This window comes from Mesorhizobium sp. P2_D1 (assembly GCF_056404455.1).
The window spans coordinates 87,756-112,792 of record NZ_JBFUDZ010000009.1; the positions used below are offsets into that span (position 1 = coordinate 87,756).

The following is a 25,037-nucleotide window of genomic DNA, read 5'->3' on the forward strand; positions in this document are numbered from 1 at the left end:
CTGTTGGCGCTAAGCCGACCGGCGCTTCTTGTCCGTCAGATACCGCTTGAGGCCGGCTTCGCCGCGCGGCGTCGTCCAGCGATGGTTCCAGGCGAAGGCCTGCCGCAGCAGCGGTGCGAGGAATTTGAGGATCGGCCGCAGTACCGTGACCTGCCAGGTCAATTGCACATGGGTCCCGGTGCCGGACGGCGACAATTCCGCCCGCCACAGCCCGTCGAAATCGCCAAGGGTTTTCACAACCACCAGCTTGCCGGGTTCGAGCTCGGCGGCCTCGATGATGAAGTTCAGCTCGTAGGGCAGGGCGCCGCGAGCCCGCGCCCTTGCGCGCGATCCGATGGTCGCCTTGCCCTTCCTGTCGAGCGGCACCACCTCCTTGTAGACATCGCCCCACCAGATCGGCAGCAATTCGGCATCCGAGAGCACCTCCCACACTTCCTGCGGTGTGCCCTCGGGGATGTGCCAGCTTTCGTCGAAGCGAAAGACGTTGCTCGGCATCGCGTTTCCTCCGGTTGGCGGAAACATTCATATTAGCTGCGGCTTCTTTGTGTGGCCAGCGCCAGCGGGATCAGGCGGAGATTCGCCTGATGTATCAGTCGGAAATCTGTCTGATGTAGTAGCGCACCGCCTTCTTGCCGCCGTGGATGACGGCGTCGCCGGCTTCGGCGAAGCCAAGCGCGGCGTGGAAGGCATCCGAGGCGGGGTTCGGCGGGTCAGTGTTGACCTCGCAGGTGACCAGCGTGTGGCCGGCGCGCTCAACGTGGCCGAACAGATCCTGATAGAGCCGGCGCGCATGGCCGCGGCCACGCGCCTGCGCCGCCACCACGACACGGTCAACATAGACGAAGCGGGGGTAGCGTTCGCGGAACCAGACGAAATTCGGGCTGTCGTAACGGGCGTCCTGGTCGAAGGTCATGATGAAGGCTTCGAGATTGCCGATGCGCCGCGTGTAAAACGCCTCGCCGAGCAGGAAGGATAGCCGTTCGGGCTCCAGCCACGACAGTTCGGCTGCGTGCTCGTTGTTGAGCGCGAGGATTGCCGCTTCGTCTTCGGCCGATACAAGGCTGATCGGGGCAGGGGTCGCGCTCATGCCTTCGCAGCCGCAATGGTGGCCGCCACGAGGTCCGTGTCGGTCAAGGTGTTGCGGTACTCTCTGTCGAGGTCGGAGCCGCCCATGCCGACATGCGGGTTGCGGTAATCCATGGCGCTCGGCACATCCTTGAGGGCGGCGAAATGCATTTCTGACAACCCGGTCCTTCTGCGCACTTCGGCGATGTTGCCGAGGTCCAGCCCGCCGCAGCCGAGGATGACGATGCGGTCGCCGGCCTGTCGAACCAGATCCGCCAGCAGCGACATGCCCTCGACCGCCGTATCGCGCTGGCCGCTGGTCAGCACGCGGCCAACCTTGCTGCGGATCAGCGCTTCGAGCGCCTCGGCGGGGTCGCGGGTCATGTCGAAGGCACGGTGACAGGTCACGTTCAACGAGCCGGCGGCTTGCGTCAATTCACTCATGCGCGCCTCGTCGATGGTGCCATCGGCGTTCAAGCAGCCAAACACCACGCCGGGCACGCCGAGGTCGCGCAGCGCTGCGACATCGGCGAGCATCGAGGCGTACTCGGTTTCGCTGTAGAGAAAATCGCCGCCGCGCGGCCGCACCATGACGTGGAAAGGCACGGTCGCCTGGTCGAGGGCAGCGCGCACCGTGCCGAGGCTCGGCGTGATGCCGCCTTCAATGAGGCTGGCGCACAGTTCCACCCGGTCGGCGCCGGCCGCCTGCGCGGCCAGCAAGCCATCAATGCCTTCGACACAGATTTCGATCAGCGGCAGGCGAGTTTCTTCGGTCAAGGGGCAATCCAATCGATGATGTCGCCGCAAGCCCTAGCATCGGGCCGGTTGGCGCGAAAGCGTGAACAGCGCGTGGCCATTTGGGCCAGACGGCAAACTCCGCGCTTGACAGTCAAATAACCGTTGAGTTATGGAATAATCATAACCGGATGGTTATTAATCTCACTATCCGAACTCAGAAAGCCTGGATGCGCGGCATCCGGGCCCGACGAGACACGCCCTGACGAAACCCTTCAAAAGGAGAAGACCATGCAAGCAAGGATCAAGAATCCGGTGGTGCTCATTCCCGGATCCCTGCAGGCGCTGCTGGCGCTGGACAAGTCGACCGAAGCGGCCGAATTGCCCTATGTGACGCGCAAGCTCATCCATCTGCGCGCCAGCCAGATCAACGCCTGCAGCCTCTGCGTCGACATGCATGCGCGCGAGTTGAAGAAGGCCGGCGAAAAGGACGAGCGCATCTTTGCCCTCGCGGCTTGGCGGGAGACGCCGTACTTCACCGATGCCGAACGCGCAGCCCTGGCGCTGGCCGAGGCCGGCACACGGCTCGCCGACCGGCCCGACGCGGTGCCGGACGACGTCTGGGACGAGGCCGCCCGACATTACGATGAAAAGGCGCTCGCCGCCCTGGTCATCCAGATCGCCCTGATCAATGCCTTCAACCGGCTGAACGCTACGACACGGCAGATGGTCGGCGCCTGGGGCTAACCTTGTAGCAAAGGCGCGTCAGCCTTGGCCGCTACTGGCGCAACTCTGTGTTCTTGGCGCCTTCCTCGACCTGGTCGATCACCAGCAGTTTGACCGGACCATCGCCGATGTTGGTGGCCTGGTGCCATTGGCCGATCATTTCGATGATGAAATCTCCGGTCTTGTATGTGTTGCTGTTGCCGGTCTCGACATTGGTGACCTTCAGCGTCCCCGCCTGGACATAGGCGTAGCGCGGGAAGGGGTGTCTGTGCACCGGCAAGGTCGCACCCGGTGCAATGTCATAAGTCGACACCAGAACCTGCACGTTCTTCTGCGGCAGAGTAATCGGCTGGCCGGAAGCAGTCGTCGTGCGTGATGCCAGCGGTGTCACGACGACGGGCGTGCCGCTGCTGTCCAGCGCCAGGGCGGGGTGTGCAAATGACGCGACCGCCAGCAGCAATGCCGATGCCAAGATTTTCCGCATGTATCCTCCCAAAGCAACACATCTATCGCGCGGCGGCCCTCCGCGTGCAAGCAGGCCTTCTCGACGCGAGCGGCTTTCTCACGGCTCCATTGCCTTGAGCGCCGCCGGAACCGGATAGTGGGCGCTGTCGTAGCGTAGCCGGTAGGTCCGCTTCACGGATTTGCCTGGATGAGACTGGCACTCGCCATCCTTGTCGGGCAAGGGTTCGTCGGTATCCGCCTGCTCGAACGCTGTGATGTCGTGATAGCCGTGGTGGCTCGCCGCGCCCATCGCCAGGCTGACCTGGCTGGAATGAAAGGATCCGGCGCAACTGGCGTCGCCTTCGCCGCCATGGCCGGCCACGGCTAGGCCGCCGAGCACCAAGCGCAGGGTGTCGCCGGCGACGGCATAGAGCCGCAGGCCGGTTTCGTCGAAAGGAGTGACCTGCGAATGGGTTGCCAGTTCGATGCGCAAGCCAAAGGCGGAGACATCGGGTGCCAACCGATAGCGACCGGTATCGAATTCGACCTTGCGGATGGCGATGGCGTCATCGGTCATCAGGCCGGGCTGGAGCAGGCGCTGGCGCACGCCCAGGCTCTTCCTGTCGACGACCAGAAGCTCAATATCGCCAACATGCCTGTCTTCGCTGGCTTCGACGCTGTCCATCAGCGGTACTGCGACCAGAAGCAGGTCATCATGCGCAGGCCAGATCTTGCAGACCAGGCCAACTGGGGTTTCGTAGTCCGTGAGCGTCAGGGGGATGCTGATATGGGGTTCGAGTGTTAGCGAAGCTCCGTCGACGCTCCTCTTGGCCTTGGGATAGGCCTGCTGCACCAGGGCGACAACATCGCCGCAATCGCCGGCGGCGGCCCAGACGGGCGACAGACTGGCCGCGGCGAGGCCGAGGAAGAGGGTGCGCAACACTGTTCGCATGGGATTCTCACGTCGCAGGACCGAGTTCGCTTGGAGATCCGCGTGTACCACAGTTGTTGCGTTTGGACGGGCCCGGATTTTGCAACGTTACCTTCATCAACAAGATCAGTCTCCGGCCCCCCCGGGTCGATGGAACGAAGCGTCTTATATTAGCCAGCAACGATATATTAACGGCTGTGATGCAACCTTTCCTCCATGGGGACGGGGAACACCCTCCTCATCGACGTTCCAACGCGCGCCCTTGGGGCCGCGGGACGCTCGACCAATGCGGGGAAAACGCATGAGTGTCGGAACAGCTCTGGAACAATTGCTGCGATTGATTCATCGCAGGGCAATGAAATTGGCCGCGTTGCCGGAGGATGAAAGGGATTTACACTACGATCTCATTCGCCGCTCATGTTGCGAAGCTGCCGAGAACGTTGGGCAAAGTCCCGACAAGGCAGCCATCACGGCAAACGATATGGTCGAATTTGTTCGCGCACTGGTCGGAATTATTGAAGTGGGTTGTGAATCGGACCAAGAGCAAAGCGCCGACCGCCCGCTGCCAGAACGCCATTTTGGGAGTCGGGAGACTGTCGCCACGCCTAGCGCCGCCGCTTCATTGGTGTCGCCAATTTGGCGTCCCAGGGGGGCCGCTGCCTCACGGTGACGGGCGTTTCTCATTTTTCGCTGGCGGCGCCTTCAGAGGTAGTTTGATGCGTTGTCACGTATGGAAAGACGCGACCAACGTCCCGTCCATCAAGATCTGGAGTTGGCTTGGCGCCACGCCTCGTATTCCCCGCGGGCATCGTCATGCAGGGGATAATATCGTTGCAAGGACCCGCCCTCCATGAGCTTCGCTCGTGAGAACTCCTCCCAATCGTGATGCTTCTGCGATTCATCGATCACTTTTGCGGCCATTGCCACGGGAAGCACCACCACCCCGTCGTCGTCGGCGACGATGATGTCGCCGGGGATCACCGTGACACCGCCACAGGCAATCGGAACGTTGACGGCATTGGGATAGATGCTGGTCTGCACATGATAATTTGGCGTCCAGCCGCGCAGCCATAGCGGCAGATCGAGCTTTTCGACATTGGGCCGGTCGCGCATGCATCCATCGATGACGATGCCCGCGCCGCCTCTGCCCTTGAAATACGTCGACATCATATCGCCGAAGACGCCAGAGCTCATGTCGCCACGCGCGTCGACCACGACCACGTCGCCCTCCTGCGCGTGATAGAGCACGTGCCGGTGCAGTTGCGTCTCCGGATCGGCATATTCTCCCTCGTTGAAGAGGTCCGGCCGCTGCGGCAGGAACTGTAGCGTCAGCGCCGGCCCGACGATCGACTTCCCGTGGTTTTGCGGCACGGGACCAACCATGTGCGGATTGCGGAAGCCCATGTGGCCAAGTGTGCCGGCAACCGTCGCGGCGCCGATTTCCCTTAGCGCGTCGATCAGGTCCTTAGGCGGTCGCGTAATGTCGGGGGTATGCGTCATTTTAGACTCCGGTGGATGGAACTACCAGTTGGTAACAGAACCGTCGCGGCGCTTAAGGTGAGGCGCTTCCCAAAAACGAAAGCTCTCCGCCTGGACTGCCTCTTCGTTGACCTCGACGCCGAGCCCCGGCAGGTCGCTGACCGGATAATTGGGGCCGTCGAGCCGTGGTTGCACGGGGAAGAAGTTGGAATTGTCGAAGCCCAGCTTTCTTTCGGGCGCCCTAGTCTCAAGCCATGCGAAGTTGGGTACCGCGGCAGCGAGATGCACGGTCGCGGCCGTGCACACTGGGCCAAGGGGATTGTGCGGCATCAGGTCCACATAGTGCGCCTCGCTCCAGCCAGCGACTTTCATCGCCTCGGTGAACCCGCCGACATTGCAGATATCGAGCCGGTTGAACTGATGGATGCCGCGCTCGATGTAGGGGAGGAACTGCCACTTGCTGGCAAATTCCTCGCCGATGGCAAAGGGGATGTCGGTCATCCTCCGCAGGGATTCGTAGGCCTCCGGTGTCTCGTCGCGTATCGGCTCCTCGAGGAAATCAAGCACGCCACGGCCGAGCTTGTTGCAGAAGCTGGCCGCCTCGGCCACCGACAGCCGATGGTGATAGTCGATGCCGAGGACGACGTCGTCGCCCAGTGCCTCGCGCGCCTTGTTCAGCATGCTCGCGGTAGCGCCGATAGATTCGCGAGGCTCGAAGATGTCCCTGCTGCTTTGCCCGACGGGGAAGAAGCGGATCGCCTGCCACCCCTGTGCGCGCAGTTCGCGGGCTCGTTCGATGGCAACATCGCCCTCGGCCTCGTCTCCGGTCGAGGCGAAGGTGGGGATGCGGTCGCGCTGCTTGCCGCCGAGCAGTTCGTACACCGGCACTCCAAGCGCCTTGCCCTTGATGTCGTGAAGGGCGATGTCGATGGCGGAAATCGCCGCCTGCAGAACGCGCCCGCCTTCGAAGTACTGGCTGCGATAGACTTCCTGCCAGATCCGCCCGATCTGCATGGGATCGCGGCCGATGAGAAACTCGCGATAGTGCTCGACCGCGCCGGCCACGGCCCTCTCGCGACCGCTCAAGCCGCTCTCGCCCCAGCCGAAAATGCCGTGATCGGTCTCGACCTTGACGAGCATCTGGTTGCGCGTTCCCACCCACACCGGATAGGGCTTGATCGCAGTGATCTTAAGCTTCGTAGTCATCCAAGCCCACGTCCCACAAGCATCCGCCCGGTCTCAATCGGCCTTGAGGGCCATTTCAGTTTCGCCGTCGAACAGATGCATGCGCTCCTGGTCGAACTCGAGCCAGATCTGCTCATCGGGCGCGACGGCAATGGTCGGCGGCACGCTGACATTGACGATTGCGCCGGACAGGAACGCCTGAACGAAGGTGACGTCTCCGGTCGGCTCCACCGTGTAGGCCTTTGCCGGGACGCTGCCTGGCACTGCACTCTTGTGGAGCTTGATCGTCGAGTGACGTGCGCCGAGCACGACTTTCTTGGTCGTTGCCCCCGCGACTTTGCGGGCGTTGCGCGGCGAGAGCTCAAGGGTCCAGCCCTCCGCGCTGGTCAGCACGGTGTTGCCGTTCGCTGTCGATGCCTGCAGAGGAATAAGGCTCATCGCCGGGCTGCCGATGAAGCTTGCGACGAACATGTTCATCGGATGGGCAAAGACCTGCGCCGGTGAATCGTATTGCTGCAGGAAGCCGCCGTTCATCACCGCCATCTTGTCGGCCATGGTCACCGCTTCGAGCTGGTCGTGCGTCACATAGATGATCGTCGCCTTGAGGTCCTGGTGGAAGCGCTTGATCTCCGACCGCATCTGCACGCGCAGCTTGGCATCGAGGTTGGAGAGCGGCTCGTCCATGAGGAACACGGCGGGGTCGCGGACGAGGGCACGGCCCAGGGCTACACGCTGCTGCTGCCCGCCGGAAAGTTCGCGGGGCTTGCGCTCGAGCAGGTGCGTCATGTCGAGCACTCGCGCCGCGTCCTTGACCTTTTTGTCGATCTCGTCCCTGGGCAATTTTCGCATCTGCAGGGGGAACGCCAGATTCTTATAGACCGATTTCTGCGGATAGAGCGCGTAGTTCTGGAACACCATTGCGATGTCCCGGTCCTTGGGGTCGAGGTCGTTGACCACCCGGTCGCCGATGACGATGTCGCCCGACGTGATCGGGATCAGCCCGGCGACGAGATTGAGCGTGGTTGTCTTGCCGCAGCCTGAAGGACCGACGAGCGCGACGAACTCGCCATCGTTGACCGTCAGCGAAACGTTGTTGACAGCTTTGAAGCCGCCATAGGTCTTGACGAGATCTTTGAGGACCACGTGGGCCATCGGCAACTCCCTAGTGTTTGACCGCGCCTTCTGTAAGGGCGCGTACGAAGTATCGCTGCAGGACGAGGAACAACACGACGACAGGCACGCTCATCATAAAGCTGGCCGCCATCAGGCCCGGAAAGTCCGTCGTGTTTTCCGAGAAGAAGCGCTGGATGCCGACCGGCAGGGTCAGCTGCTCGTTCTTGGAAAGGAAGGTGTAGGCGTAGATGTACTCGTTCCACGCGCCGATGAAGGAATAGATCGCGGTGGCGATGATCCCGGGCGTCGAAAGCGGCATCACGATCAGGATGAAGGCCTGGAACCGCGTTGCCCCGTCGATGCGCGCCGCCTGCTCGAGCTGCACCGGGATGTTGTCGTAGAAGCCCTTGAGCAGCCAGATCGCCAGCGGCAGGCCGAAAGTGAGATAGGTGAGGATCAGCGAGCCATGCGTGTTCACCAGCCCGAGCATGCGCATCAGTATGAACAGCGGCACGAGAAAGATCACAGCCGGGAACATGTTGCGCAGCAGCACGGCGAAGAACAGGAAGTTCCGGCCGGGGAAACGGAAGCGCGAAAACGCGTAGGCCGCCGGGACAGCCACGATCACCGAAAGGATTGTCGTGGCAGTCGACACGAAAAGGCTGTTCCAGAAGAAGCGCAGAAAGTCCTGGCCGACGCTGTTCTGCGGATCGAGCAGCTTCTGGTAGCTGGCAAGGGTAGGCTCGTCTGGCCACCATTGCGGCGGAAATTGCATCGCCGCGAAGCCGGACTTGATCGAAGTGAGCAGCATCCAGATCATCGGCAACGCGGTGTAAAGCAGCATGAACACAAGGAAGATGCGCCCGCCCCACCGCCATCCGTCGACGCGCATGCGGCGACGGGTCTGACCCCGAGAGGCTGTTTCGGCAATCGTGCTCATGCGCTCCCCTCTTTGCGTTCGTTGCCGCTTAGCGCACGGACATAGAAATAGCCCAGCGTCATCAGGATGAGGAACAGGAGCACCGAGTAGGCCGATGCCACGCCCCATAGCTGTCGTCCGAAGGCGAGCTCATAAATATGGGTGATCCAGATATGCGATGCGTTGGACGGCCCGCCGCCGGTCATGATCCAGGGGATGATGAAGGAATTGAAGTTGGCCACTGCGAGCAGCAGGATGGTCACCGTCGAGACGCTGCTCAGATGCGGGAAGGTAACGTGCCAGAAGCGTTGCCACGCACTGGCCCCGTCGACTTTTGCGGCGCTCAGCAGCTGTTCGGGGACCGTCTGCAGGCCAGCCATCATCATGATCATGGCAAACGGAAACTCGCGCCAGATATTGACGACGATCAGGGAGGGCAGCACCGTGCTGACGTTGTCGATGAAATTCGGCGGCCGGTCGGCCAATCCGAGACCGACCAGCACCGCACCGATGACCCCGAAGTCCGAATGGTAGATCCACTTCCAGATGTAGGAAGCGGCGACCGCGCTGATAACCCAGGGAATGATCAGGATAGCGCGCAGGACGCCGCGGCCGATAAAGTCGCGGTGGAGCGCCAGCGCGGAGCCAAACCCCAGGACGAAGGAGATGAAAGTCGATGCCAGTGTCCAGATCATAGTGTTCCAGGTGACTTTCCAGAACACCGGACTGGTGAGGATGTTCGTGTAGTTGTCGAAGCCGACGTAGATCTTGTCGCGCAGCTGTAGGCCTGGCGGCGTCTTAAAAAACGACAGCTCGATTGTGTAATAGATCGGATAGGCGATGACGATGAGCATCACGGCGATCGCCGGGAGCACGTAGGCGTAATCGGCGCGATGCTCCCATACCCTCCGCAGCACGCCGGACCTACCGGATTGCAATCTTCGGCGAGCCTCGGCCTTACCGGTCACGATCGTCACTATGGCGCGCCCTTATTTTCCTTGGAACGAACCGGCTGCACCGTCGGTGCAGGCCGGTCGAATCGTAAGCCAGGTTCAAACTAGAGTTTGCCTTCCACCAGGCTCTTCACCTTTTCAGCCGCGTCGTCCGCTGCCTGATCGACGGTCATCGCTCCGGTCAGGGCATTCTGCAGCATGTCCGGGACGATGATGTTCATGATCTCGGGAGACTGCGGCAGCGCTGGAAACGGGATGCCGTATGGCAGCATCGACGTCGTGACATCGAGGAACTTGATGCTGTCCAGACGTTCCTTCATCCATTTGGTCTTGAAGCCGTTGAGGTTGCCCGGGTTCGACCCGGCGTAGGCCATCTTCAGCGACCATTCAGGGCTCGTCCACATGCAGATGATGGCCTTTGCAGCCGGCTCGTCCACCTTGCCGCCCTCGACATATTCGGGCTTCAGGATGTGAATGTTCGAGCCGCCGAATACAACGGCGCGCTTGCCGTCTGGGCCAGTCGGAATCAGCCCGTAGCGCATGTTGTCGATGACGGTCTGCGCCTTGTCCTTGTCGGTGCCCGTCGCCTTTTTCTGCAAGTCTAGCATGACGTTGTAGTCGGACGGGTGCGAGACCATCATGCCGAGTTGGCCGGCGAGGAACAGCGGCTGGTTATCGGCCTGCTGGTTGGTGAGTGCCGACACCGGAACCGACTTGTCGCGAACATACATATCGTACGAGGCTTGCAGCGCCGCCTTGCTCTGGGGACTATTGAGTTCGACCTCCTTGTAGGTCGGGTTTGCGGTGGCTTCGTCGAAGACGCCGCCGCCGTAGGCCCACAGCTGCGGCATGAACCGGTACGGCGTGTTGCCGGCATTCTTGCGAGCCACGAGGCCGTAACCGGAAATGCCGAGCTTGTCGTGGATCTGCTTGGAATATTTGACCACGTCGTCCCAGGTCGCCGGAGCCTTGTCCGGATCAAGGCCGGCACGCTTGAAGACGTCGGCGTTCCAGATGAACGCCATCGTCTCGTTGTTGGTTGGAATGCCGTAGGTCACCCCGTCCCAGGTCACCGCCTTCATGGCGCCGGGCCAGAAATCCTCGGTCGAATACCCCACATCCTCGGGCTTGAGCGGCTGCAGATAGCCCTTTGCGGCGAACTCGGTACCACCCAGGATTTGCAGTCGGACCGCCATCGGCGCGGCATTGCCCAGGAGCGCCGTCCGGAACTTGTCAAGAAGGTCGTTGTAGGTGAGGGCCTGTTCCTCAAGCTGGATGTTTGGATAGGTCTTGCGGAAGGTCTCGAAGAATTCCTTGTAGTACTGGCGCAGGAGGTCGGGATCGCCCTCGAACACGCCCTGATACCAGAAAGTCAGTCGCCCCTTGTAGTCGAGCGGGGTGACTTTGCCGCAATCGGCCGCCGTATCAAAATCCTGTGTGCCCGCAATGGAACGCACATATTCCGGCGACCACTTGCTCAAATCGACCGGCGGCGCACCCAGCGCCGATGCGGACAGCGATACCACTAAAGCAGTGGAGACAGTGCCGCGCAGGACGGCACCGCCGAGTGTAATCCTCGTCATAGGTATCCTCCAGGTTCTCTCCCATGCCGCTTTGCTTCGAGGCAAGCGGTCCATGCTCGTTCGATCGCGGAACGTCTTCCTGTTCTGTGTATCCCTTCGAGCACTTTGTACGTTTTCAGATCATGGATTGTCTGTCAACGCGATAAATCGTACATTGTTTATGGAAACCGTGCGTGATATCGATCAAAGTGTGTATTGAATTGGGGAGCCGGCCTTGGCCGAAACAAGCGATTTCAAAGCAGAGCCACCCGCGGGGATTGATCCCATCGGGGCCTCCAGCGAGGGCGCCTCGCTTTATGAACTGATCAGGGAAGACATCATTGAGGGGCGCCTCGCAGCCAACGAGCGGCTTGTGGTGACCGATCTCGCCCGGCGCCACGGCACCTCGACCAACCCCGTGCGAGAGGCTCTGCAGCTGTTGCGCGGGGAGGGCTTCGTCACTTTTGTCGCCAACCGCGGGGCGCGAGTCCGGCCCATAGATCAGGATTTTGTCCGCGATATCTACGAGATCGGAGTCCTGATCGAGCCAGCCCTGACGCGATGGTTTGTGAATATGGCGACCGTCGAAGACATAGCCGAACTCGAACGTATCCAAGGTCTGATTGAAGAGAACAACTTTGCCGACACGTTCAGGCACAGTGAGCTGGATACCGCCTTTCATACCGTGATGTACCAGCGGCACTATAACCGCCATGCCGCCGAGCTTTGGTGGAAGCATCGCGAGGTGCTGCGGGCCGTGAGCCGGCGATTCAATTTCACCCTCGCACGGCGCGCCGCAATCCTTCGCGAGCATCGCGAACTCATCGCACTCGTGAAGGCGGGAGAGGCAGACAAGGCCGCCGACCTCATTTCCCGCCATGTCGAGGGTTCCGGCCGGCATGTTCTCGAACAGATGCGTGCGCGCAACGCCGCTCGGGCCGGATAGACTCTCCGATCTGGAGCATCGTTAGCCTGACAATCAGATAAAGGTAGTTGAGAGATGAAAATCACGAGCGTTCGGCCGTGGCTGATCAAGTCCGATGCTTCATATTGGGGAGAGTACCTGTTCGTCGAAGTGACGACCGATGAGGGGGTGAGCGGCTGGGGAGAGATCACAACCACCACCAGGCTCGCCAACCGCGCTCTCTGCACGATCCTTCGGCAGATCGGCATCGCAGTAACCGGCGAGGATCCGGCGCGGATCGAGCACCTGTGGCACAAGATTTTCCGCAGCTTCACCTATATGGGCAGCCGCGGCGCTGCCGTCGAATGCGTGAGCGCCATCGACATCGCCCTCTGGGACATCCGGGGCAAAGTTCTTGGCAAGCCGATTTACGAATTGCTGGGCGGACCGGTACGCGATGAAATCGCGCTCTACACCCATCCCAACCAGGCCAAATTTACCAGCAAGGAGGCCGTGGTCCGCGAAATTCGAGACATCGTCGAATCCGGACACACCGGGCTCAAGTTTGATCCTTTCCCCCATCAGGGGCGCACCGCCGATGGCCTGTCCCGCGAACAGCGGGACGGCTACCTCGACGGCAGCATGACCCGCAAGGACGAGCGCGAAGCGGCCGAACTGACGGCGCTGATCCGCGAAACGGCGGGACCCGATGTCGACATCCTGATCGACGCGCATGGCCGCTTCGACGTTCCCACCGCCATTCGCCTGTGCCGGAGCCTTGAGGAAGCCGGCCAGATCGACTGGTTTGAGGAGCCTTGCCCGCCAGAGAGCCTCAATGCCCTCAAGCAGGTGCGTGAAAAGGTCAGTGCCGCTATCTCGTGGGGCGAGCGCGGCCACACGAAGTGGGATTTCGTGCCKGTGCTCGAGAACAAGCTCGCTGACTACATCATGCCGGACGTCACCTGGACCGGCGGCATTACCGAACTGAAGAAGATTTCCGCCCTGTGCGAAGCCTATTACATCCCGGTCTCGCCGCACGACGCCGCGGGGCCGATTAACGTGGTTGCGGGAGCGCAGGTGATGATGACGGTGCCTAACTTCTACAAACTCGAAACGTCGGAGTGGAACCTGGGCAAATACGATCACCTCATTGACAGACCGCTCGACGTCACGAACGGCAGCCTCAAGCTGACATCGAAGCCTGGTCTCGGCGTTGAGATGAACCGCGACTACCTTCAGGCCAACGAAATCGAGCTGGGCTAAGCAACGCTCCATGCCGCCCCGGCGTGCTTTCGACAAACCCCGCCGACCAGAATGAGGATAAGTCATGCCAAAGACAGGTGGAGCCGACGGGGCGCTCAATCGGGTGAACACGAATTCCAGGCCCAGCGACCTGCGCATCACCGACCTGCGCGTCGCCGAAATCGTCGGCGCGCCGTTCACCTCGGCGCTCGTTAAGATCTACACCAACCAGGGTATTGTCGGCCTGGGCGAGGTGCGCGACGGCGCCAGCGCGACCTATGCGCTGATGCTGAAAAGTAGGTTGCTTGGCGAGAACCCTTGCGACATCGATCGACTGTTCCGCCGCATCAAGCAATTTGGCGGTCACGGGCGGCAGGGTGGTGGTGTCTCGGCAATCGAGATCGCTCTCTGGGACCTCGCCGGCAAGGCCTACGGCGTGCCGATCTACCAGATGCTTGGAGGACGGTTCCGCGACAAGGTGCGAGTCTATTGCGACACCGACGCGGAGAAGCCCAGCGGCACCGAGACCGGAAGGCGGCTCAAGGCGCGGATGGACCTCGGTTTCACCTTCCTCAAGATGGACCTCGGGCTGGCGCAGATCTCCCACATCCCAGGCGCGGTCGTCGCGCCTGCCGGCGTGCTCGACGGTTTCCGCACGCATGCCGGCCGCGGGCGAGGAGGCACGCTGGACGAGCGCCGGGCGCGTAATGCCGCTTACGACGCGCAGAACGTGCCGCATCCCTTCACCGGCCTCCACTTCACCGAAAAGGGCATCGACCTGCTCGATCAATATATCCACGAGGTCCGCGAGGTGATCGGCTATGAGATTCCGCTCGCCATCGACCATGTCGGCCACGTCTCGCTGCAGGACGGCATCCGTCTCGCCCGGCGGATCGAGAAATACGCACCAGCCTGGCTCGAAGACGTGATCCCCTGGCAGTACACCGACCAGTATCGGCGGTTGCAGGAGGCAACGTCCGTGCCGATTTGCACGGGTGAGGACATCTACCTCAAGGAAGGCTTCGAGCCGCTGCTCAACTCAGGCATTTCGGTCATCCATCCGGACTTGCTTACCACCGGCGGCATCCTCGAGACCAAGAAGATCGGCGACGCGGCGCTGGACCACGGCGTCGCCATGGCCATTCACATGGCGGAAAGCCCGATCGCGGCAATGGCCGCCGCGCATGTCGCGGTGGCCACGGAAAACTTCATGGCGCTCGAATATCACAGCGTGGAAGTGGACTGGTGGGACGACATCGTCACCGGCTTGCCCAAGCCGCTGGTCAAGGACGGGTTCATTACAGTGCCCGACAAGCCGGGCCTGGGCATCGACGACGTGGTCGATGAAGTCATCAGCCAACACCTGCAGCCCGGTGTCACAGGGATATGGCAATCCACCGAGCAATGGGACAATGAACATAGCTGGGACCGGACCTGGAGTTAGCCCAGACCCCATACCCACATTCCCCCCCCCAGGCTCACAGGGCCAACGACCGACCATTCGTGTCGACCTCCTCCCAAGGGAGAGGCGAAGAAAGAAACGGACGAAACCATGATCTACGAACTGCGTATCTATGACTGCCTGCCGGGCAGGCTGCCGGCTTTGCTCAAGCGCTTTTCCGACCAAACGCTGGCCATCTGGGAGAGGCATGGCATCCGCCAAGCCGGGTTTTTCACCACGGCTATCGGCGAAAACAGCAATCGCCTCACCTATTTCCTCGCCTGGGAGTCGCTGGCCGAGCGTGAGGTGAAATGGGCGGCTTTCGTCGCCGATCCGGGATGGCACAGGGCTCGGGACGAGTCTGAGCGCGACGGGCAGATCATTGCCAATATCAGCAGCCAGCTGCTCACGCCGACAGCTTTCTCGTCTGTGAAATAGGACTGCGCCATGAAGATCACCGACCTGCGCTGCGCCGTCATCGGGCGGCATCCCATCGTTCGCGTCGTCACTGACGAGGGCCTCTACGGTCTGGGCGAGGTGGAGTACACCAAGCCTTATCTCAAGCCTTGGGTGCTGCATTTTCGCGACGCACTGATCGGCGAGGACCCGACCGACGTCGAGCGCTGCATGCTGAAGATCCGCCAGCGCGGCTCGTTCAAGCCCTATGGCGCCGCTGTCTCTGCAATCGAGCATGCCTTGTGGGACATCGCCGGCAAGGCGGCAGGCGTTCCGGTCTACAAATTGCTCGGCGGCAAGGTCCGCGACAAGGTGCGCGTCTATAACGGCTCCATCCGCAAGAAAAGGACCGGCGACAGGCCCGAGGACTATGCGGCGGATGTCAAGTGGATGATGGAGCAACCGCAAAACTTCTTCATGGTGAAGCAGGGGATCAGCTTCCACTCCAACATGAAGACGAGCGTACCCGACTTCCATTACGGTGTCCGGCAGCCGCCGACCTATCACGGCGCGATGGACCAGGGGCAGATCAGCGAGCGCGGCATGGCGCATATGATCGACTGCGTCATCGCCATGAAGGAAGTGCTCGGCGACAAGGTTTCGCTCGCGCTGGATTGCGGCCCCGGCTGGTTCCTGCCCGACGCCATCCGCTTCGCGCAGGCGGTGGAAAAATACAATCTCATGTGGCTCGAGGACATGCTGACGGGCGACTATGTGCCGTGGGTCAATCCGCAGGCCTACCGCGAACTCACCACATCCACCTCCACGCCCATCCACACGGGAGAGCAGATCTACCTGCGTCACAACTTCAAGGAACTGATCGAAACGCAGGCGGTCCGTATCATCGGTCCGGACCCCGCCGATATTGGTGGCATCGCCGAGCTCAAATGGGTGGCCGAGCACGCCTATATGCACTCGATCCTGATGGCGCCGCACGGCACCGCGAATGGCCTCCTCGGCCTCGGCGCGCTGATCAATGTCTGCGCCACCTTGCCCGCCAACTACATCGCCTTCGAATACCCGAGCGCCTCCGACCCCTGGTGGAAGGACATCGTCATCGGCCTGCCGTCGCAGATCGTGAAGGACAGCATGGTTGACCTGCTGGAAGCGCCGGGGCTAGGCCTCGATATCGACGCCGAAGCAGCCAGGAAATACCTCAGTGAGGAGAATGCAGGCTTCTTCGACTGACCTCTTTTCGCCACCTGACGTCGTGAGATGCGTGGCCGCCAAACTGCCCGATTGAGCGCGGCCGCGCCTTATAGGGCCGCCGCGCCTTCCGGAGCCGCGGATATACTCGTCATAATCCCTTGATCAGGACATCAACTATCGCTACCGCACGAGGCTTCCCATTTGCCTCGTCAGTACCGTCAATCAATGTGCCATCGAGCCGGGGAAAATCGTCCTGACGCCCGGTGTCCTTTTTGGGCCCAATCTGGTCAGCTGTGGACTCATAGGAATCCACGCCGGTTTTTGTAACGTCCGCCGACCTTCTATCTGAGATATTAATCACATAATATGAAATATCACAACAGCGTTAACGCCATCTACTCGACAGGTCAGGCTATTCGGAACAGGCGTTATGGTTACAGCGCGGTTCGCGCGTCGACAGGCGGCCTGTCGAGTTGATCGTGCGGCAGCACGTCTGGCTGCGCCCATTGCCTGCGGGCCGCTTCGGAGAGGACAAGGCCATGGCCCGGGCGCTCGGGGGCCTGAATCCACCCATCGACGATTGCCATAGGCTCTTCGACAAGGTGGTTCAGATTCTGGAAGGAATATTCGAGCCACTCGACTTCGGGCAGGGCGCAGGCCATGTGCACCCCGATCTCAAGAAACGTATTGCCAAGGGTCACCGGGATGCCGAGTTCAGCCGCCAGCCAGCCGATGCGCATCACGTCGGTCACCTGCCCATGAACATTCAGCATGTCGGTCGCCCCGGCCTGCATCAACAGGCGCTTGCCGGCGGCATCGAGATATTCGCCTGAATTGATCATGGTTTGGGGGGTTGCCCCCTTGAGCATCCGAAGGCCTTCGAAGTCATGGCGCAGAATCGGATCCTCAACCCATAGGAGTTCGTAGCCAAGGTTATGAATTTTATGGAGTTTTACCGATGCTTCCTTTGCGCCCCAAGCCTCGTTTGCATCGATCATGATCGATGCGCCCGGCCGCACCGTCTTTCTCAACAGCTCCAGCCGGGACAGGTCGCGGTCGAAATCGGGGTGCCCCACCTTGATCTTGAACGCGCGGTACCCGAGGGCGTCGGCATGGGCAAAAAACGCTTGGAACTCATCGTCGCCAAGGTGGAAATCGAGACCTGAGGCATAGGCTCTCACGCGCTTGCGGCGGCTTCCCAGCAGGCTGTGCAACGGTAGGCCGGCCTGCTTGGCGCTCAGATCCCACAAGGCAACCTGAAGGGCTTCTTCGAAAGGCAAGCCGAAGAGGCGCCGGTTGCCGCCGCGGGGCCGCTGGACCCGGTTCACGAGCGCCAAAGGCGGCTGTCCGACAAGACCGGACCAGACCTCTTCCTCAAAAACGCGGACGATCTCGGCCTGGGCGGGTAAAGGGTGAAACAAGCTCTGCACAAAGCCCAGTCCGGTTTGGCCGTCCTCGCCAACGAGCTCGAGCGCGGCTACATGCACCGCATCGATACGCACCTGACTGTCACCTATGATACGGTCACGAGCGAATTGATAACGAGTGATGCGGTATTCTGCGATGCGCATATTAAAGTCTCTATATTTGATATGTCAGAATGTTGTTTAGATATTTCAGATTCAGAGAGGTGAAGCAAGTGGCTGAGCGCGAAAGGAAGCCCGACGGAAACGACGGGGCGGCAGCGGGCCAACGCCTTGGCGATCGTGCCTACACGCGAATTCTCGAAACGCTGTTTGAGCGAAAGATCCCCGCAGGGGCCTTTCTGTCGCAAGGCGATCTCGTCAAAATGCTCCAGATCCCGGTTGCGCCGCTGCGCGATGCACTCAAGCTGCTCGAGGCGGAGGGGATCGTCATCATCCACTCGCGGTCGGGCATCCAGTTCGTGAAGCCCGGATTCGAATTGACCAGATCGACCTATCAGTTTCGCAGCATTCTGGAACGGACGGCGACAGGTGTTTACGCGCAAACCGCCGAAGAAGCGGAATTAGCGGAACTGGAACGACGACATCTGGCGACCATCGAAGAGATCGAGCGCACCGGGCTCACGGACCATGTCAGAGCCGACCTCGAGGAACTCGAGACCTTGCTGCATCACTCCATCATTGCCAGCCTGAACAATCCATTGATCGAGAGTTCTTACAAGCGGCTGCACAACTACGTTCGGCTGATCCGGCTGGACAGAAAAGTCACCGTCCCACTCGTGCTGCAATCCCTGCGCGAGCACATGCAGGTCATCCTGGCATGCAAGGCACGTGACCCGGAGGCGGCAGCAGCGGCGATGCAGGCGCATCTGGCGTCGGCCCTGCAGCGGGGCCTGGGGCTTTACTACGGTTACTAGGCTCAGGACCCTGATGCGTCAGGCGACGGAGCGCGACCGCTTGATGCCACGAGGCGTTTCGCCGATCTCGCGCCGCATCCAATGGGAAAGGTGGGATTGGTGAGCGAAGCCCGTTAGATGCGCCACCTCGCTGATGCTGAAGTCGCTTGCCAGCAGCAACAAACGCGCCCTTTCGACCCGGCGACGAAGCACATAGCGATGAACGGTCAGTCCCGTCGCAACTTTAAACCAGGTTCTGAGGTGTGAATTGCTGACCCCAGCGACCCTGCTCAATGTTTCCAGGGACAGCGGGGTTTGGATCTGGGCTTCGATGAAATCGACTACACGCTTCAGTTGGATCTCGGACAGACGGCTCGCTCGCTCGGTCTCCTTTTCATCAAGACCCAGCAGGCGAACCGCCAGCGCAACGCCGATGCTGTCCGCGAACAGCGATCCGCTCGGTGTGCCTGAGCGGAAATCGTTCTCGAGCGCGCGCGCGAGATGCTCAATCCGTTCGTCACGGAGAAGGTGACGCGTCTCAAGCCGTCGAAGGCTCCTCGAACCCAGTTCCGCTGCGACGTTCTCCATCAAGGCTGGTGAGAGGCTGAGTTCAATGGTGTTGAACCGCGTCTCGGCTTCAAATCCTCCTTCCTCTCCCGCGGGCACGAGATCGATATCGCCGGCGCGCCGTACGAAATACCTCCCAACCTGGCTGCAATAGGAACGTGTCGCTGCGCTTGCGTGGACGAAGACGCGGTGCCGATGGGCTTGGGGCAATTGGAAGCTGCCGGCCTGAACCTGCAATGCCGCGATGGTAACGGCGTTGGCCGCAGACGAAGCAAACTGCGGATGCATGGGCGGCCTCAACGATTGGCGAAACATGCTGAACATTTGGCGAATGCCGCGCGATTTTCAATGCGTTGCCTCGCTAACGTTGACGCTATCGCAATGTTCGAAGGGATTTGACATGAGTACCTATGTTGTTGTGGGCGCCGGTCCGGTGGGGCTCGAAACCGCTCGCCTGCTTGGAGAAGACGGACATGACGTTGTTCTCACAAGCCGAGGTGTCGGCTCCGTTGATCTGAAGCACGTGCGCGCGGTCCAGGCAGATGCCACGGACGCCGACGCGCTTGCGCGGATTAGCAGGGGCGCGGACGCCATTTTCATGTGCGCCATGGCCGCCTATGACCGTTGGCCAACTGATTTTTTCCCGATCATGGATGGGGTCACGCGCGCAGCCGAGATGGTCAGCGCAAAACTGATCGTTCTGGGAAATCTCTATGGATACGGCGCAAATGCCAAGGGCCAGCTTCGCCCCGATCTGCCGCTTGATCCCACCTCGCGCAAGGGCACCGTTCGAACCATAATGTGGCAGCGAGCCCTTGGCGCCGGTGTTCCCACCATTGAGGTTCGTTCCAGCGACTACCTTGGATACGGCGCAGTCACCTACTTCTCGATTTTGGCATTGCCTTCTCTGTTGGAGGCGAAACCCGTTACCTTCCTGGGCAATCTTGATGCGGATCATGCCTGGACCTTCACGAAGGACGTGGCCAGAACACTCGTGGCTGCCTCTTCCTATGCTGGAGAATGGGGCCGTGCATTTCACGTTCCGTCCCAGCATGCTTCGCCCCGGGTCATCATGCAGAAGGCCTCGGCGATGCTGGGAAAAAAACTTCCCGAAGTCAGCACCTACTCGCATGCCCAGATGGACGCGTTGGGGATGCACGAACTCGTGGAAATGAGCTACCTCTTCGAAAGTCCGCTGCTGGTCGATTCCTCCGATTCCGAGGCGATCCTCGGAGTGTCGGCACAGAGTATTGATGTCATGATCGCCGACACGCTTCGCGAACATATCTAGTTGCATTCCGAGCATGGCCGGCATGGTTGACCGGGGTTTCAGGCTGCCACGAGGCGGGCCAGCAGCGACGCGGCATTGGTGCCGGCCAAGCCAAGGTCGCGGACGCTGCTCATGTGGTTGGCCGCTGCAAGGATCGTGCGTGAAACATCCAGCCCTTGTTGCTCCAGGTGGTCCGCATAGATTGCGGCCTGGCCGTGGAAGGGAGGCGTTTCGTCGGCTCCGACCGAGATTTCGACAGCCACTGATGGATCGCAGGTTTTGCTGATTGGCGAGAACAGGCGGACCTCTTCGTCTGTGATCGCAATTTCGCCGGCAAGGAATGAGGTCTGCAATGGCTTCAGGTCATAGAGGCCGCCAAGCAGCAGTGCGGCTCTTATGCCGGATGGCCGGCTATCGTCGTCAAAAAGCATCGTTGCCAGATGCGCTCCGGCTGAATGACCGCTAACGGTCAACCGGCCGGGATCGCCCCCATAGTCCGCGATGTGGTCGGCTACCCACTGTCTGGCGCGGCGTACCTGGTCCACGATCGCCGCCATTCTAACGGCGGGCATGAGGGCGTAGTCGACAATGACCGCGATCGCACCTGCAGAGGTAACGGTCTCGGCGACATAGGAATAGTCGCGTTTGGAGAACATCCTCCAGTAGCCACCGTGGATGAACATGTGCACCGGCAGGCGCTCGCGTTTGCCTTTCGGGAAGAACAGATCAACGGTTTCAGTTGCATCAGGTCCATAGGCTACGTCGGCGACCATGGGTATGCTCGCCCTGCTTTGTGTGCTGCGGCGAACAATCTCGGCGACGATGGCGTCGAACTCGGCCACGTGATCACGAATGCGGAACGGATCTTTTTGCATCGTGTCTGCTCAGATGGTCACGGCGATGTACTTCGCCTCCATGAACTCGGCAACGCCGTGCTTCTGCCCACCTTCGCGGCCCAGTCCGCTCTGCTTGACCCCGCCAAAGGGCGCCGCAGGATCCGACATCAGGCCGCGGTTCAGGGCGATCATGCCCGACTCGATCTTCGATGCCACACGCATCCCCCTGGCCAGGTCGCGCGTGTAGATGTAGGCGGCGAGACCGTATTCGGTGTCGTTGGCCTTTGCGATCACTTCCGCCTCGCTGTCGAAGCGCAGAAGCGGAGCCACCGGACCGAATATCTCCTCATGGGCCATGACGGCGTCAGGGGACACGTCGCGAAGCACTGTCGGCGGGTAGAAGTAGCCCTTGCCTTCGGTGATCGTCCCTCCGCACAGAACCTTGGCGCCACGGGCAACTGCGTCCTGGACGAGCCGATCGATCTTGTCCACGGCCTTCCTGGTGATCATCGGGCCGCACTCGGTTTCCGAGTCTGTGCCAGGGCCTACTTGGAGGGCTGCCATGCGTTTGCGCAATCCATCGGCGAAGGCATCATGGATGCCGGCCTGGACGTAAAGCCGGTTGGCGGCGGTGCAGGCTTCGCCGGCATTGCGCATCTTGGCAACCATCGCACCGTCGAGCGCTGCCTCCAGGTCGGCGTCGTCGAACACAACGAACGGTGCGTTGCCGCCAAGTTCCATCGAACAGGAGATGACGTGTTTTGCAGCTTCGGCCAGGAGCACGCGGCCGATGCCTGTCGAGCCGGTGAATGACAGTTTTCTTACTCTTGGGTCGGCAAGCATGGCGGCCGTCACCGGACCGGGGCTTGAGGTCGTCAGGACGTTGACGACGCCAGGCGGTACGCCTGCTTCCTCATAGAGGGCTGCAAGCGCGTAGGCCGTCAGCGGCGTCTCACTGGCGGGCTTCAAGATAACGGTGCAGCCTGCCGCGAGCGCCGGCGCGATCTTGCGTGTCGCCATGGCGGCGGGGAAATTCCATGGCGTGATAAGCACGCAAATGCCGATGGGCTGATAGTCGACGACGATCCGGTTCGCGCCCGAGGGGGCGAGACCGAACTCGCCGCTGATGCGAACAGCCTCCTCGGCGTTCCAGCGAAAAAACTCCGCCGCGTAGGCGACTTCGCCGCGCGCATCGCGCAGCGCCTTGCCGTTTTCCAGCGAGATCAGCGCAGCCAGCGTGTCTGCCCGTTCGGTCATCAGTTCGAAGCAACGCCGCAGGATTTCCGACCGCCTGCGTGGCGGGGTTTCACGCCAACCGGCCGCTGCCTCCGCAGCCGCGTCGACGGCGAGGGCAGCATCGGCGAGCGTGGCGTCGGGAACCGCCGCGATCACCGCCTCGGTCGATGGATCGATCACTTCGATCACGCGGCCATCCGACGAGGGCTGCCAGCGGCCACCAATGTAGAGACCGTGCGAAAACGTGGCGTAGTCGGACATACTTTCATCCTCGTCGAATATGTCTGCGGAAATGTTCATTGGACCAGCTCCTGTCGCATCGTGGCTGCAGACATATCGCCGTCGTAAGCGGCTCTGATCAGTCGTCGCATCGCGGTGAGGTCGAAGGGGCGGGGATTGTTCTTGATCAGCCGGTCGATGCCGAGCGCCTGCTCGGCCGTCCAGTCGATCCTGTCCTCCGGAAGACCAAGTTCAGCCAATGTCGGCGTGATGCCGATGGCACCGAACAGCCGGCTCACCTCGCCTATGGTGGCAAGCGCCAGCGCATCAGGTCCGCTGCTGCTCCGATCGGACAGGCCGAGGGCGGTGCCGACTTCAGCGATCTCCGTAGACGCTGCCGCAAGATTGTATGTCATCACATAAGGCATCATGGTGGCAACGCCGAGCCCATGCGGCGTGTGGGTGATCGCGCCGACTGGATACTGCACCGCATGAGCGGCAGCCGTTCCAGCCGTGCCGAACGCGCAGCCTGCGGCCAGCGCCCCCATCATGACGTCGGCGCGTGCATTTTCGTCCGATCCGTCGCGATATGCCTTTTCCAGGCTACGGCCCAGCAATCTGATGGCCAGAAGCGCGAAATGGTCGGTCAGAGCGCTCTTCCCGACGAACACATGCTGTTGCGGCAAATTTGGATCAGTGCCGCGCTTGGCCGCTGTGAAGGCTTCGATTGCATGCGTCAGCGCGTCGGCACCGGCGATCGCCGTCAGGGAAGGTGGACATGTGGCCGTGAGATCCGGATCGCAGAGTGCCACCGCGGCAATGAGATGAGGACTCGAGATGCCGACTTTCAGCGTTCGCTCCGGATCGGATATCACGGCAACGGGGGTTACCTCCGAGCCGGTGCCAGCCGTTGTCGGCACAGCGATCACGGGAAGGGTTGGGCCCGGCACCTTGAACTCGCCATAGTAGTCCTGAAGCCTGCCGCCATGGCTAAGCAAAAGCGCGGCGCATTTTGCCATGTCGAGGCAGCTGCCGCCGCCGATCCCGATGACCATGTCCGGCTTGTAGTCCATCGCCTCCGCAACGCAGGCGGCGACGCTATCGCGGGGCACATCCGGCAGCGTTCGATCGTAGACCAGCGTCTCCACCGCGGCTTCGCGCAGGCCGGCAAGAATCTCGGCGAACTCAGCTGTCGTGGCGAAACGCTCATCAGTGCAGACGAACGCACGACGTCCATACCTGGCGGCAACGGCGGGCAGCACATGGCGCTGGCCTTTGCCGAACAGGATCTCGCGCGGCAGGCGCACGGCTGCGAACAACGTCATGGACAGAATCCTTCGAAGAGAGGCTGAAAACTGAGTGAATTGGGGCAGAGGCCGGCCCCGATCTCGAAGTCGTCGTTCAAAGCGCGAGCGCGCCTGCCGGACGCCCCGAAACCGGGGACGATGCCTGGGAGCGCGAGATCTGTTCTCGCGGCGCCTTGTGTTGGTTTCACGGATATCCCCTATAAAATCGTATAGGATATAGTATTGAATTGGCCGGAGCATCATGTTAGTGGGTGCTCCTGTCAAGAGGTAAAACCATGCAGAACCCCGACCTGACGGTTGACAATGAAGCCCGCCTGAGCGGCCGCATTCAGCGTGCCAACAGCCTGGCTGGCGACGTGTACGAGGCGATCTTCGGGCAATTGATGTCGCTGCGGATTGCTCCTGGTTCGCGCATCACCGTCGATAACCTCGTCAAGGAATTCAACGTCTCGCATACTCCTATTCGCGAAGCGCTTGGCCGGCTGGAAGGCGAGGGGCTGGTGGTCAAGACCCACCTGATCGGCTTTCGGGCCGCACCGCAGATCACCCGCCGCCGCTTTGACGAGCTCTATGAGCTGCGTCTTCTGCTCGAGCCCGCTGCGGCAGCCAAAGCCACYGCAACGCTCGACGACGAGCGTCTAGCCGTGCTGCAGGAGGCCGCAGGCGTCATGGCCCGGCGTGTGGGGAAGGATGAACGCCTGCGCTATTCGAACTTCGCCCGCCAGGATGCTATCTTCCATGACAAGATCGTGGAGTTCGCTCAGAACGAGCTCATTCGCGAGACCCTGAATCACCAGCATACCCATTTCCACATCTTCCGCCTGATGTACCACTCGCGAGTGACCGAAGAGGCGCTCGACGAGCACGAGGCAATTCTCGCCGCCTTTTCCGCGGGTGACCCGGACGCCGCCGAAAAAGCGATGCGTGTGCACATTGAGAATTCCCGGGACCGGCTCTTGCCTGCGTTCGAGTAGCCGT

The 25,037-nt window shown here is 61.2% G+C and carries 26 protein-coding genes; 10 read left to right on the top strand and 16 right to left on the bottom strand.

The features are described from left to right. Nucleotides 1-9: 9 nt before the first annotated feature. The 3 genes from AC1D0I_RS09835 to AC1D0I_RS09845 all read right to left on the bottom strand — a co-directional run bounded on the left by AC1D0I_RS09835 (nt 10) and on the right by AC1D0I_RS09845 (nt 1,842). Complete coding sequence (locus AC1D0I_RS09835; RefSeq protein ID WP_457153144.1) at nt 10-495, bottom strand: SRPBCC family protein; 486 nt, start codon at nt 493-495, stop codon at nt 10-12. A 94-nt stretch (nt 496-589) separates the two neighbouring features. Beyond that, on the bottom strand, nt 590-1,087 hold the full coding sequence (locus tag AC1D0I_RS09840) for a GNAT family N-acetyltransferase (RefSeq protein ID WP_457153145.1): 498 nt from the start codon (nt 1,085-1,087) through the stop codon (nt 590-592). After that, nucleotides 1,084-1,842, bottom strand: coding sequence for a copper homeostasis protein CutC (locus tag AC1D0I_RS09845; RefSeq protein WP_457153146.1), 759 nt, complete (start codon nt 1,840-1,842; stop codon nt 1,084-1,086). The genes AC1D0I_RS09840 and AC1D0I_RS09845 overlap by 4 nt, the downstream gene beginning before the upstream one ends. 249 nt (nt 1,843-2,091) lie before the next feature. Between AC1D0I_RS09845 and AC1D0I_RS09850 the strand changes: the two genes are divergently transcribed. Next, complete coding sequence (locus AC1D0I_RS09850; protein WP_457153147.1) at nt 2,092-2,547, top strand: carboxymuconolactone decarboxylase family protein; 456 nt, start codon at nt 2,092-2,094, stop codon at nt 2,545-2,547. 31 nt (nt 2,548-2,578) lie between these two features. Here the strand turns inward: AC1D0I_RS09850 and AC1D0I_RS09855 are convergent, their stop codons facing one another. Together AC1D0I_RS09855 and AC1D0I_RS09860 are read right to left on the bottom strand one after the other, a co-directional pair. After that, complete coding sequence (locus tag AC1D0I_RS09855; RefSeq protein WP_457153148.1) at nt 2,579-3,010, bottom strand: cupin domain-containing protein; 432 nt, start codon at nt 3,008-3,010, stop codon at nt 2,579-2,581. 78 nt (nt 3,011-3,088) lie between these two features. After that, a complete protein-coding gene (locus AC1D0I_RS09860; protein ID WP_477394727.1) occupies nt 3,089-3,922 on the bottom strand; it encodes a PA3715 family protein in 834 nt (277 codons plus the stop codon). 280 nt (nt 3,923-4,202) lie between these two features. Between AC1D0I_RS09860 and AC1D0I_RS09865 the strand changes: the two genes are divergently transcribed. Beyond that, nucleotides 4,203-4,571 carry a hypothetical protein gene (locus AC1D0I_RS09865; protein WP_477394729.1) on the top strand — a complete coding sequence of 123 codons (369 nt, stop codon included), beginning with the start codon at nt 4,203-4,205 and terminating at the stop codon, nt 4,569-4,571. 89 nt (nt 4,572-4,660) lie between these two features. On the opposite strand, the gene AC1D0I_RS09870 is transcribed toward AC1D0I_RS09865, so the two are convergent. The 6 genes from AC1D0I_RS09870 to AC1D0I_RS09895 all read right to left on the bottom strand — a co-directional run bounded on the left by AC1D0I_RS09870 (nt 4,661) and on the right by AC1D0I_RS09895 (nt 11,133). After that, on the bottom strand, nt 4,661-5,401 hold the full coding sequence (locus AC1D0I_RS09870; RefSeq protein WP_457154462.1) for a ribonuclease activity regulator RraA: 741 nt from the start codon (nt 5,399-5,401) through the stop codon (nt 4,661-4,663). 21 nt (nt 5,402-5,422) lie between these two features. Beyond that, complete coding sequence (locus AC1D0I_RS09875) at nt 5,423-6,586, bottom strand: mandelate racemase/muconate lactonizing enzyme family protein (protein ID WP_477394731.1); 1,164 nt, start codon at nt 6,584-6,586, stop codon at nt 5,423-5,425. Nucleotides 6,587-6,619: 33 nt separating this feature from the next. Continuing rightward, nucleotides 6,620-7,717 carry an ABC transporter ATP-binding protein gene (locus AC1D0I_RS09880; protein WP_477394733.1) on the bottom strand — a complete coding sequence of 366 codons (1,098 nt, stop codon included), beginning with the start codon at nt 7,715-7,717 and terminating at the stop codon, nt 6,620-6,622. 10 nt (nt 7,718-7,727) lie between these two features. Beyond that, on the bottom strand, nt 7,728-8,618 hold the full coding sequence (locus AC1D0I_RS09885) for a carbohydrate ABC transporter permease (protein WP_477304304.1): 891 nt from the start codon (nt 8,616-8,618) through the stop codon (nt 7,728-7,730). Continuing rightward, nucleotides 8,615-9,574: a carbohydrate ABC transporter permease gene (locus AC1D0I_RS09890; RefSeq protein ID WP_457153281.1), complete on the bottom strand. Its 960-nt coding sequence runs from the start codon at nt 9,572-9,574 to the stop codon at nt 8,615-8,617. The genes AC1D0I_RS09885 and AC1D0I_RS09890 overlap by 4 nt, the downstream gene beginning before the upstream one ends. Nucleotides 9,575-9,654: 80 nt before the next feature. Continuing rightward, nucleotides 9,655-11,133 (bottom strand): ABC transporter substrate-binding protein, encoded by a 1,479-nt coding sequence (locus AC1D0I_RS09895; protein ID WP_095087549.1) that lies wholly within the window; start codon nt 11,131-11,133, stop codon nt 9,655-9,657. A gap of 214 nt (nt 11,134-11,347) precedes the next feature. On the opposite strand from AC1D0I_RS09895, the gene AC1D0I_RS09900 reads away from it, so the two are divergent. From AC1D0I_RS09900 to AC1D0I_RS09920, 5 genes are all read left to right on the top strand, one after another. Beyond that, nucleotides 11,348-12,058: a GntR family transcriptional regulator gene (locus tag AC1D0I_RS09900; RefSeq protein WP_477227464.1), complete on the top strand. Its 711-nt coding sequence runs from the start codon at nt 11,348-11,350 to the stop codon at nt 12,056-12,058. A 54-nt stretch (nt 12,059-12,112) separates the two neighbouring features. Further along, nucleotides 12,113-13,279 (top strand): mandelate racemase/muconate lactonizing enzyme family protein, encoded by a 1,167-nt coding sequence (locus AC1D0I_RS09905; RefSeq protein ID WP_457153279.1) that lies wholly within the window; start codon nt 12,113-12,115, stop codon nt 13,277-13,279. A 64-nt stretch (nt 13,280-13,343) separates the two neighbouring features. Beyond that, nucleotides 13,344-14,702, top strand: coding sequence for a mandelate racemase/muconate lactonizing enzyme family protein (locus AC1D0I_RS09910; protein WP_457153278.1), 1,359 nt, complete (start codon nt 13,344-13,346; stop codon nt 14,700-14,702). A 108-nt stretch (nt 14,703-14,810) separates the two neighbouring features. After that, complete coding sequence (locus AC1D0I_RS09915) at nt 14,811-15,137, top strand: NIPSNAP family protein (protein ID WP_095087556.1); 327 nt, start codon at nt 14,811-14,813, stop codon at nt 15,135-15,137. 9 nt (nt 15,138-15,146) lie between these two features. Then, the gene (locus tag AC1D0I_RS09920; RefSeq protein WP_477394735.1) at nt 15,147-16,343 is read left to right on the top strand and encodes a mandelate racemase/muconate lactonizing enzyme family protein; all 1,197 of its coding nucleotides are present in this window, start codon (nt 15,147-15,149) and stop codon (nt 16,341-16,343) included. Nucleotides 16,344-16,738: 395 nt separating this feature from the next. Here the strand turns inward: AC1D0I_RS09920 and AC1D0I_RS09925 are convergent, their stop codons facing one another. Next, nucleotides 16,739-17,875 (bottom strand): mandelate racemase/muconate lactonizing enzyme family protein, encoded by a 1,137-nt coding sequence (locus AC1D0I_RS09925; RefSeq protein ID WP_477394737.1) that lies wholly within the window; start codon nt 17,873-17,875, stop codon nt 16,739-16,741. Nucleotides 17,876-17,943: 68 nt separating this feature from the next. Between AC1D0I_RS09925 and AC1D0I_RS09930 the strand changes: the two genes are divergently transcribed. Then, entirely contained in the window at nt 17,944-18,645 is a 702-nt protein-coding gene (locus AC1D0I_RS09930; protein ID WP_477394739.1) for a GntR family transcriptional regulator, read from the top strand. Nucleotides 18,646-18,663: 18 nt separating this feature from the next. Here the strand turns inward: AC1D0I_RS09930 and AC1D0I_RS09935 are convergent, their stop codons facing one another. Next, nucleotides 18,664-19,479: a helix-turn-helix domain-containing protein gene (locus tag AC1D0I_RS09935; RefSeq protein WP_477394741.1), complete on the bottom strand. Its 816-nt coding sequence runs from the start codon at nt 19,477-19,479 to the stop codon at nt 18,664-18,666. 112 nt (nt 19,480-19,591) lie between these two features. Here AC1D0I_RS09935 and AC1D0I_RS09940 point away from each other — a divergent pair, with 112 nt between their 5' ends. Next, entirely contained in the window at nt 19,592-20,482 is an 891-nt protein-coding gene (locus AC1D0I_RS09940) for an NAD-dependent epimerase/dehydratase family protein (RefSeq protein WP_477394743.1), read from the top strand. 38 nt (nt 20,483-20,520) lie between these two features. Here AC1D0I_RS09940 and AC1D0I_RS09945 read toward each other — a convergent pair whose 3' ends face one another. The 3 genes from AC1D0I_RS09945 to AC1D0I_RS09955 are packed head-to-tail and all read right to left on the bottom strand — an operon-like array spanning nt 20,521 to nt 24,077. Continuing rightward, nucleotides 20,521-21,336 carry an alpha/beta hydrolase gene (locus AC1D0I_RS09945; protein WP_477394745.1) on the bottom strand — a complete coding sequence of 272 codons (816 nt, stop codon included), beginning with the start codon at nt 21,334-21,336 and terminating at the stop codon, nt 20,521-20,523. A gap of 9 nt (nt 21,337-21,345) precedes the next feature. Beyond that, nucleotides 21,346-22,833 carry an NAD-dependent succinate-semialdehyde dehydrogenase gene (locus tag AC1D0I_RS09950; RefSeq protein WP_477394747.1) on the bottom strand — a complete coding sequence of 496 codons (1,488 nt, stop codon included), beginning with the start codon at nt 22,831-22,833 and terminating at the stop codon, nt 21,346-21,348. Further along, nucleotides 22,830-24,077 carry an iron-containing alcohol dehydrogenase gene (locus AC1D0I_RS09955; protein ID WP_477394749.1) on the bottom strand — a complete coding sequence of 416 codons (1,248 nt, stop codon included), beginning with the start codon at nt 24,075-24,077 and terminating at the stop codon, nt 22,830-22,832. Before AC1D0I_RS09955 ends, AC1D0I_RS09950 begins: the two co-directional genes overlap by 4 nt. Before the next feature lie 257 nt (nt 24,078-24,334). Between AC1D0I_RS09955 and AC1D0I_RS09960 the strand changes: the two genes are divergently transcribed. After that, a complete protein-coding gene (locus AC1D0I_RS09960; protein ID WP_095087567.1) occupies nt 24,335-25,033 on the top strand; it encodes a GntR family transcriptional regulator in 699 nt (232 codons plus the stop codon). Nucleotides 25,034-25,037: the final 4 nt, after the last annotated feature.

Excerpts from the sequence above, each read along its gene's own strand:
- AC1D0I_RS09920 (WP_477394735.1), top strand. The coding sequence starts at position 15,147 with ATGAAGATCACCGACCTGCGCTGCGCCGTCATCGGGCGGCATCCCATC.
- AC1D0I_RS09865 (WP_477394729.1), top strand. The coding sequence starts at position 4,203 with ATGAGTGTCGGAACAGCTCTGGAACAATTGCTGCGATTGATTCATCGC.
- AC1D0I_RS09860 (WP_477394727.1), bottom strand. The coding sequence starts at position 3,922 with ATGCGAACAGTGTTGCGCACCCTCTTCCTCGGCCTCGCCGCGGCCAGT.
- AC1D0I_RS09895 (WP_095087549.1), bottom strand. The coding sequence starts at position 11,133 with ATGACGAGGATTACACTCGGCGGTGCCGTCCTGCGCGGCACTGTCTCC.
- AC1D0I_RS09955 (WP_477394749.1), bottom strand. The coding sequence starts at position 24,077 with ATGACGTTGTTCGCAGCCGTGCGCCTGCCGCGCGAGATCCTGTTCGGC.
- AC1D0I_RS09870 (WP_457154462.1), bottom strand. The coding sequence starts at position 5,401 with ATGACGCATACCCCCGACATTACGCGACCGCCTAAGGACCTGATCGAC.
- AC1D0I_RS09945 (WP_477394745.1), bottom strand. The coding sequence starts at position 21,336 with ATGCAAAAAGATCCGTTCCGCATTCGTGATCACGTGGCCGAGTTCGAC.
- AC1D0I_RS09840 (WP_457153145.1), bottom strand. The coding sequence starts at position 1,087 with ATGAGCGCGACCCCTGCCCCGATCAGCCTTGTATCGGCCGAAGACGAA.
- AC1D0I_RS09835 (WP_457153144.1), bottom strand. The coding sequence starts at position 495 with ATGCCGAGCAACGTCTTTCGCTTCGACGAAAGCTGGCACATCCCCGAG.
- AC1D0I_RS09850 (WP_457153147.1), top strand. The coding sequence starts at position 2,092 with ATGCAAGCAAGGATCAAGAATCCGGTGGTGCTCATTCCCGGATCCCTG.
- AC1D0I_RS09880 (WP_477394733.1), bottom strand. The coding sequence starts at position 7,717 with ATGGCCCACGTGGTCCTCAAAGATCTCGTCAAGACCTATGGCGGCTTC.
- AC1D0I_RS09855 (WP_457153148.1), bottom strand. The coding sequence starts at position 3,010 with ATGCGGAAAATCTTGGCATCGGCATTGCTGCTGGCGGTCGCGTCATTT.
- AC1D0I_RS09925 (WP_477394737.1), bottom strand. The coding sequence starts at position 17,875 with ATGCGCATCGCAGAATACCGCATCACTCGTTATCAATTCGCTCGTGAC.
- AC1D0I_RS09885 (WP_477304304.1), bottom strand. The coding sequence starts at position 8,618 with ATGAGCACGATTGCCGAAACAGCCTCTCGGGGTCAGACCCGTCGCCGC.
- AC1D0I_RS09935 (WP_477394741.1), bottom strand. The coding sequence starts at position 19,479 with ATGCATCCGCAGTTTGCTTCGTCTGCGGCCAACGCCGTTACCATCGCG.
- AC1D0I_RS09940 (WP_477394743.1), top strand. The coding sequence starts at position 19,592 with ATGAGTACCTATGTTGTTGTGGGCGCCGGTCCGGTGGGGCTCGAAACC.
- AC1D0I_RS09915 (WP_095087556.1), top strand. The coding sequence starts at position 14,811 with ATGATCTACGAACTGCGTATCTATGACTGCCTGCCGGGCAGGCTGCCG.
- AC1D0I_RS09910 (WP_457153278.1), top strand. The coding sequence starts at position 13,344 with ATGCCAAAGACAGGTGGAGCCGACGGGGCGCTCAATCGGGTGAACACG.
- AC1D0I_RS09875 (WP_477394731.1), bottom strand. The coding sequence starts at position 6,586 with ATGACTACGAAGCTTAAGATCACTGCGATCAAGCCCTATCCGGTGTGG.
- AC1D0I_RS09950 (WP_477394747.1), bottom strand. The coding sequence starts at position 22,833 with ATGAACATTTCCGCAGACATATTCGACGAGGATGAAAGTATGTCCGAC.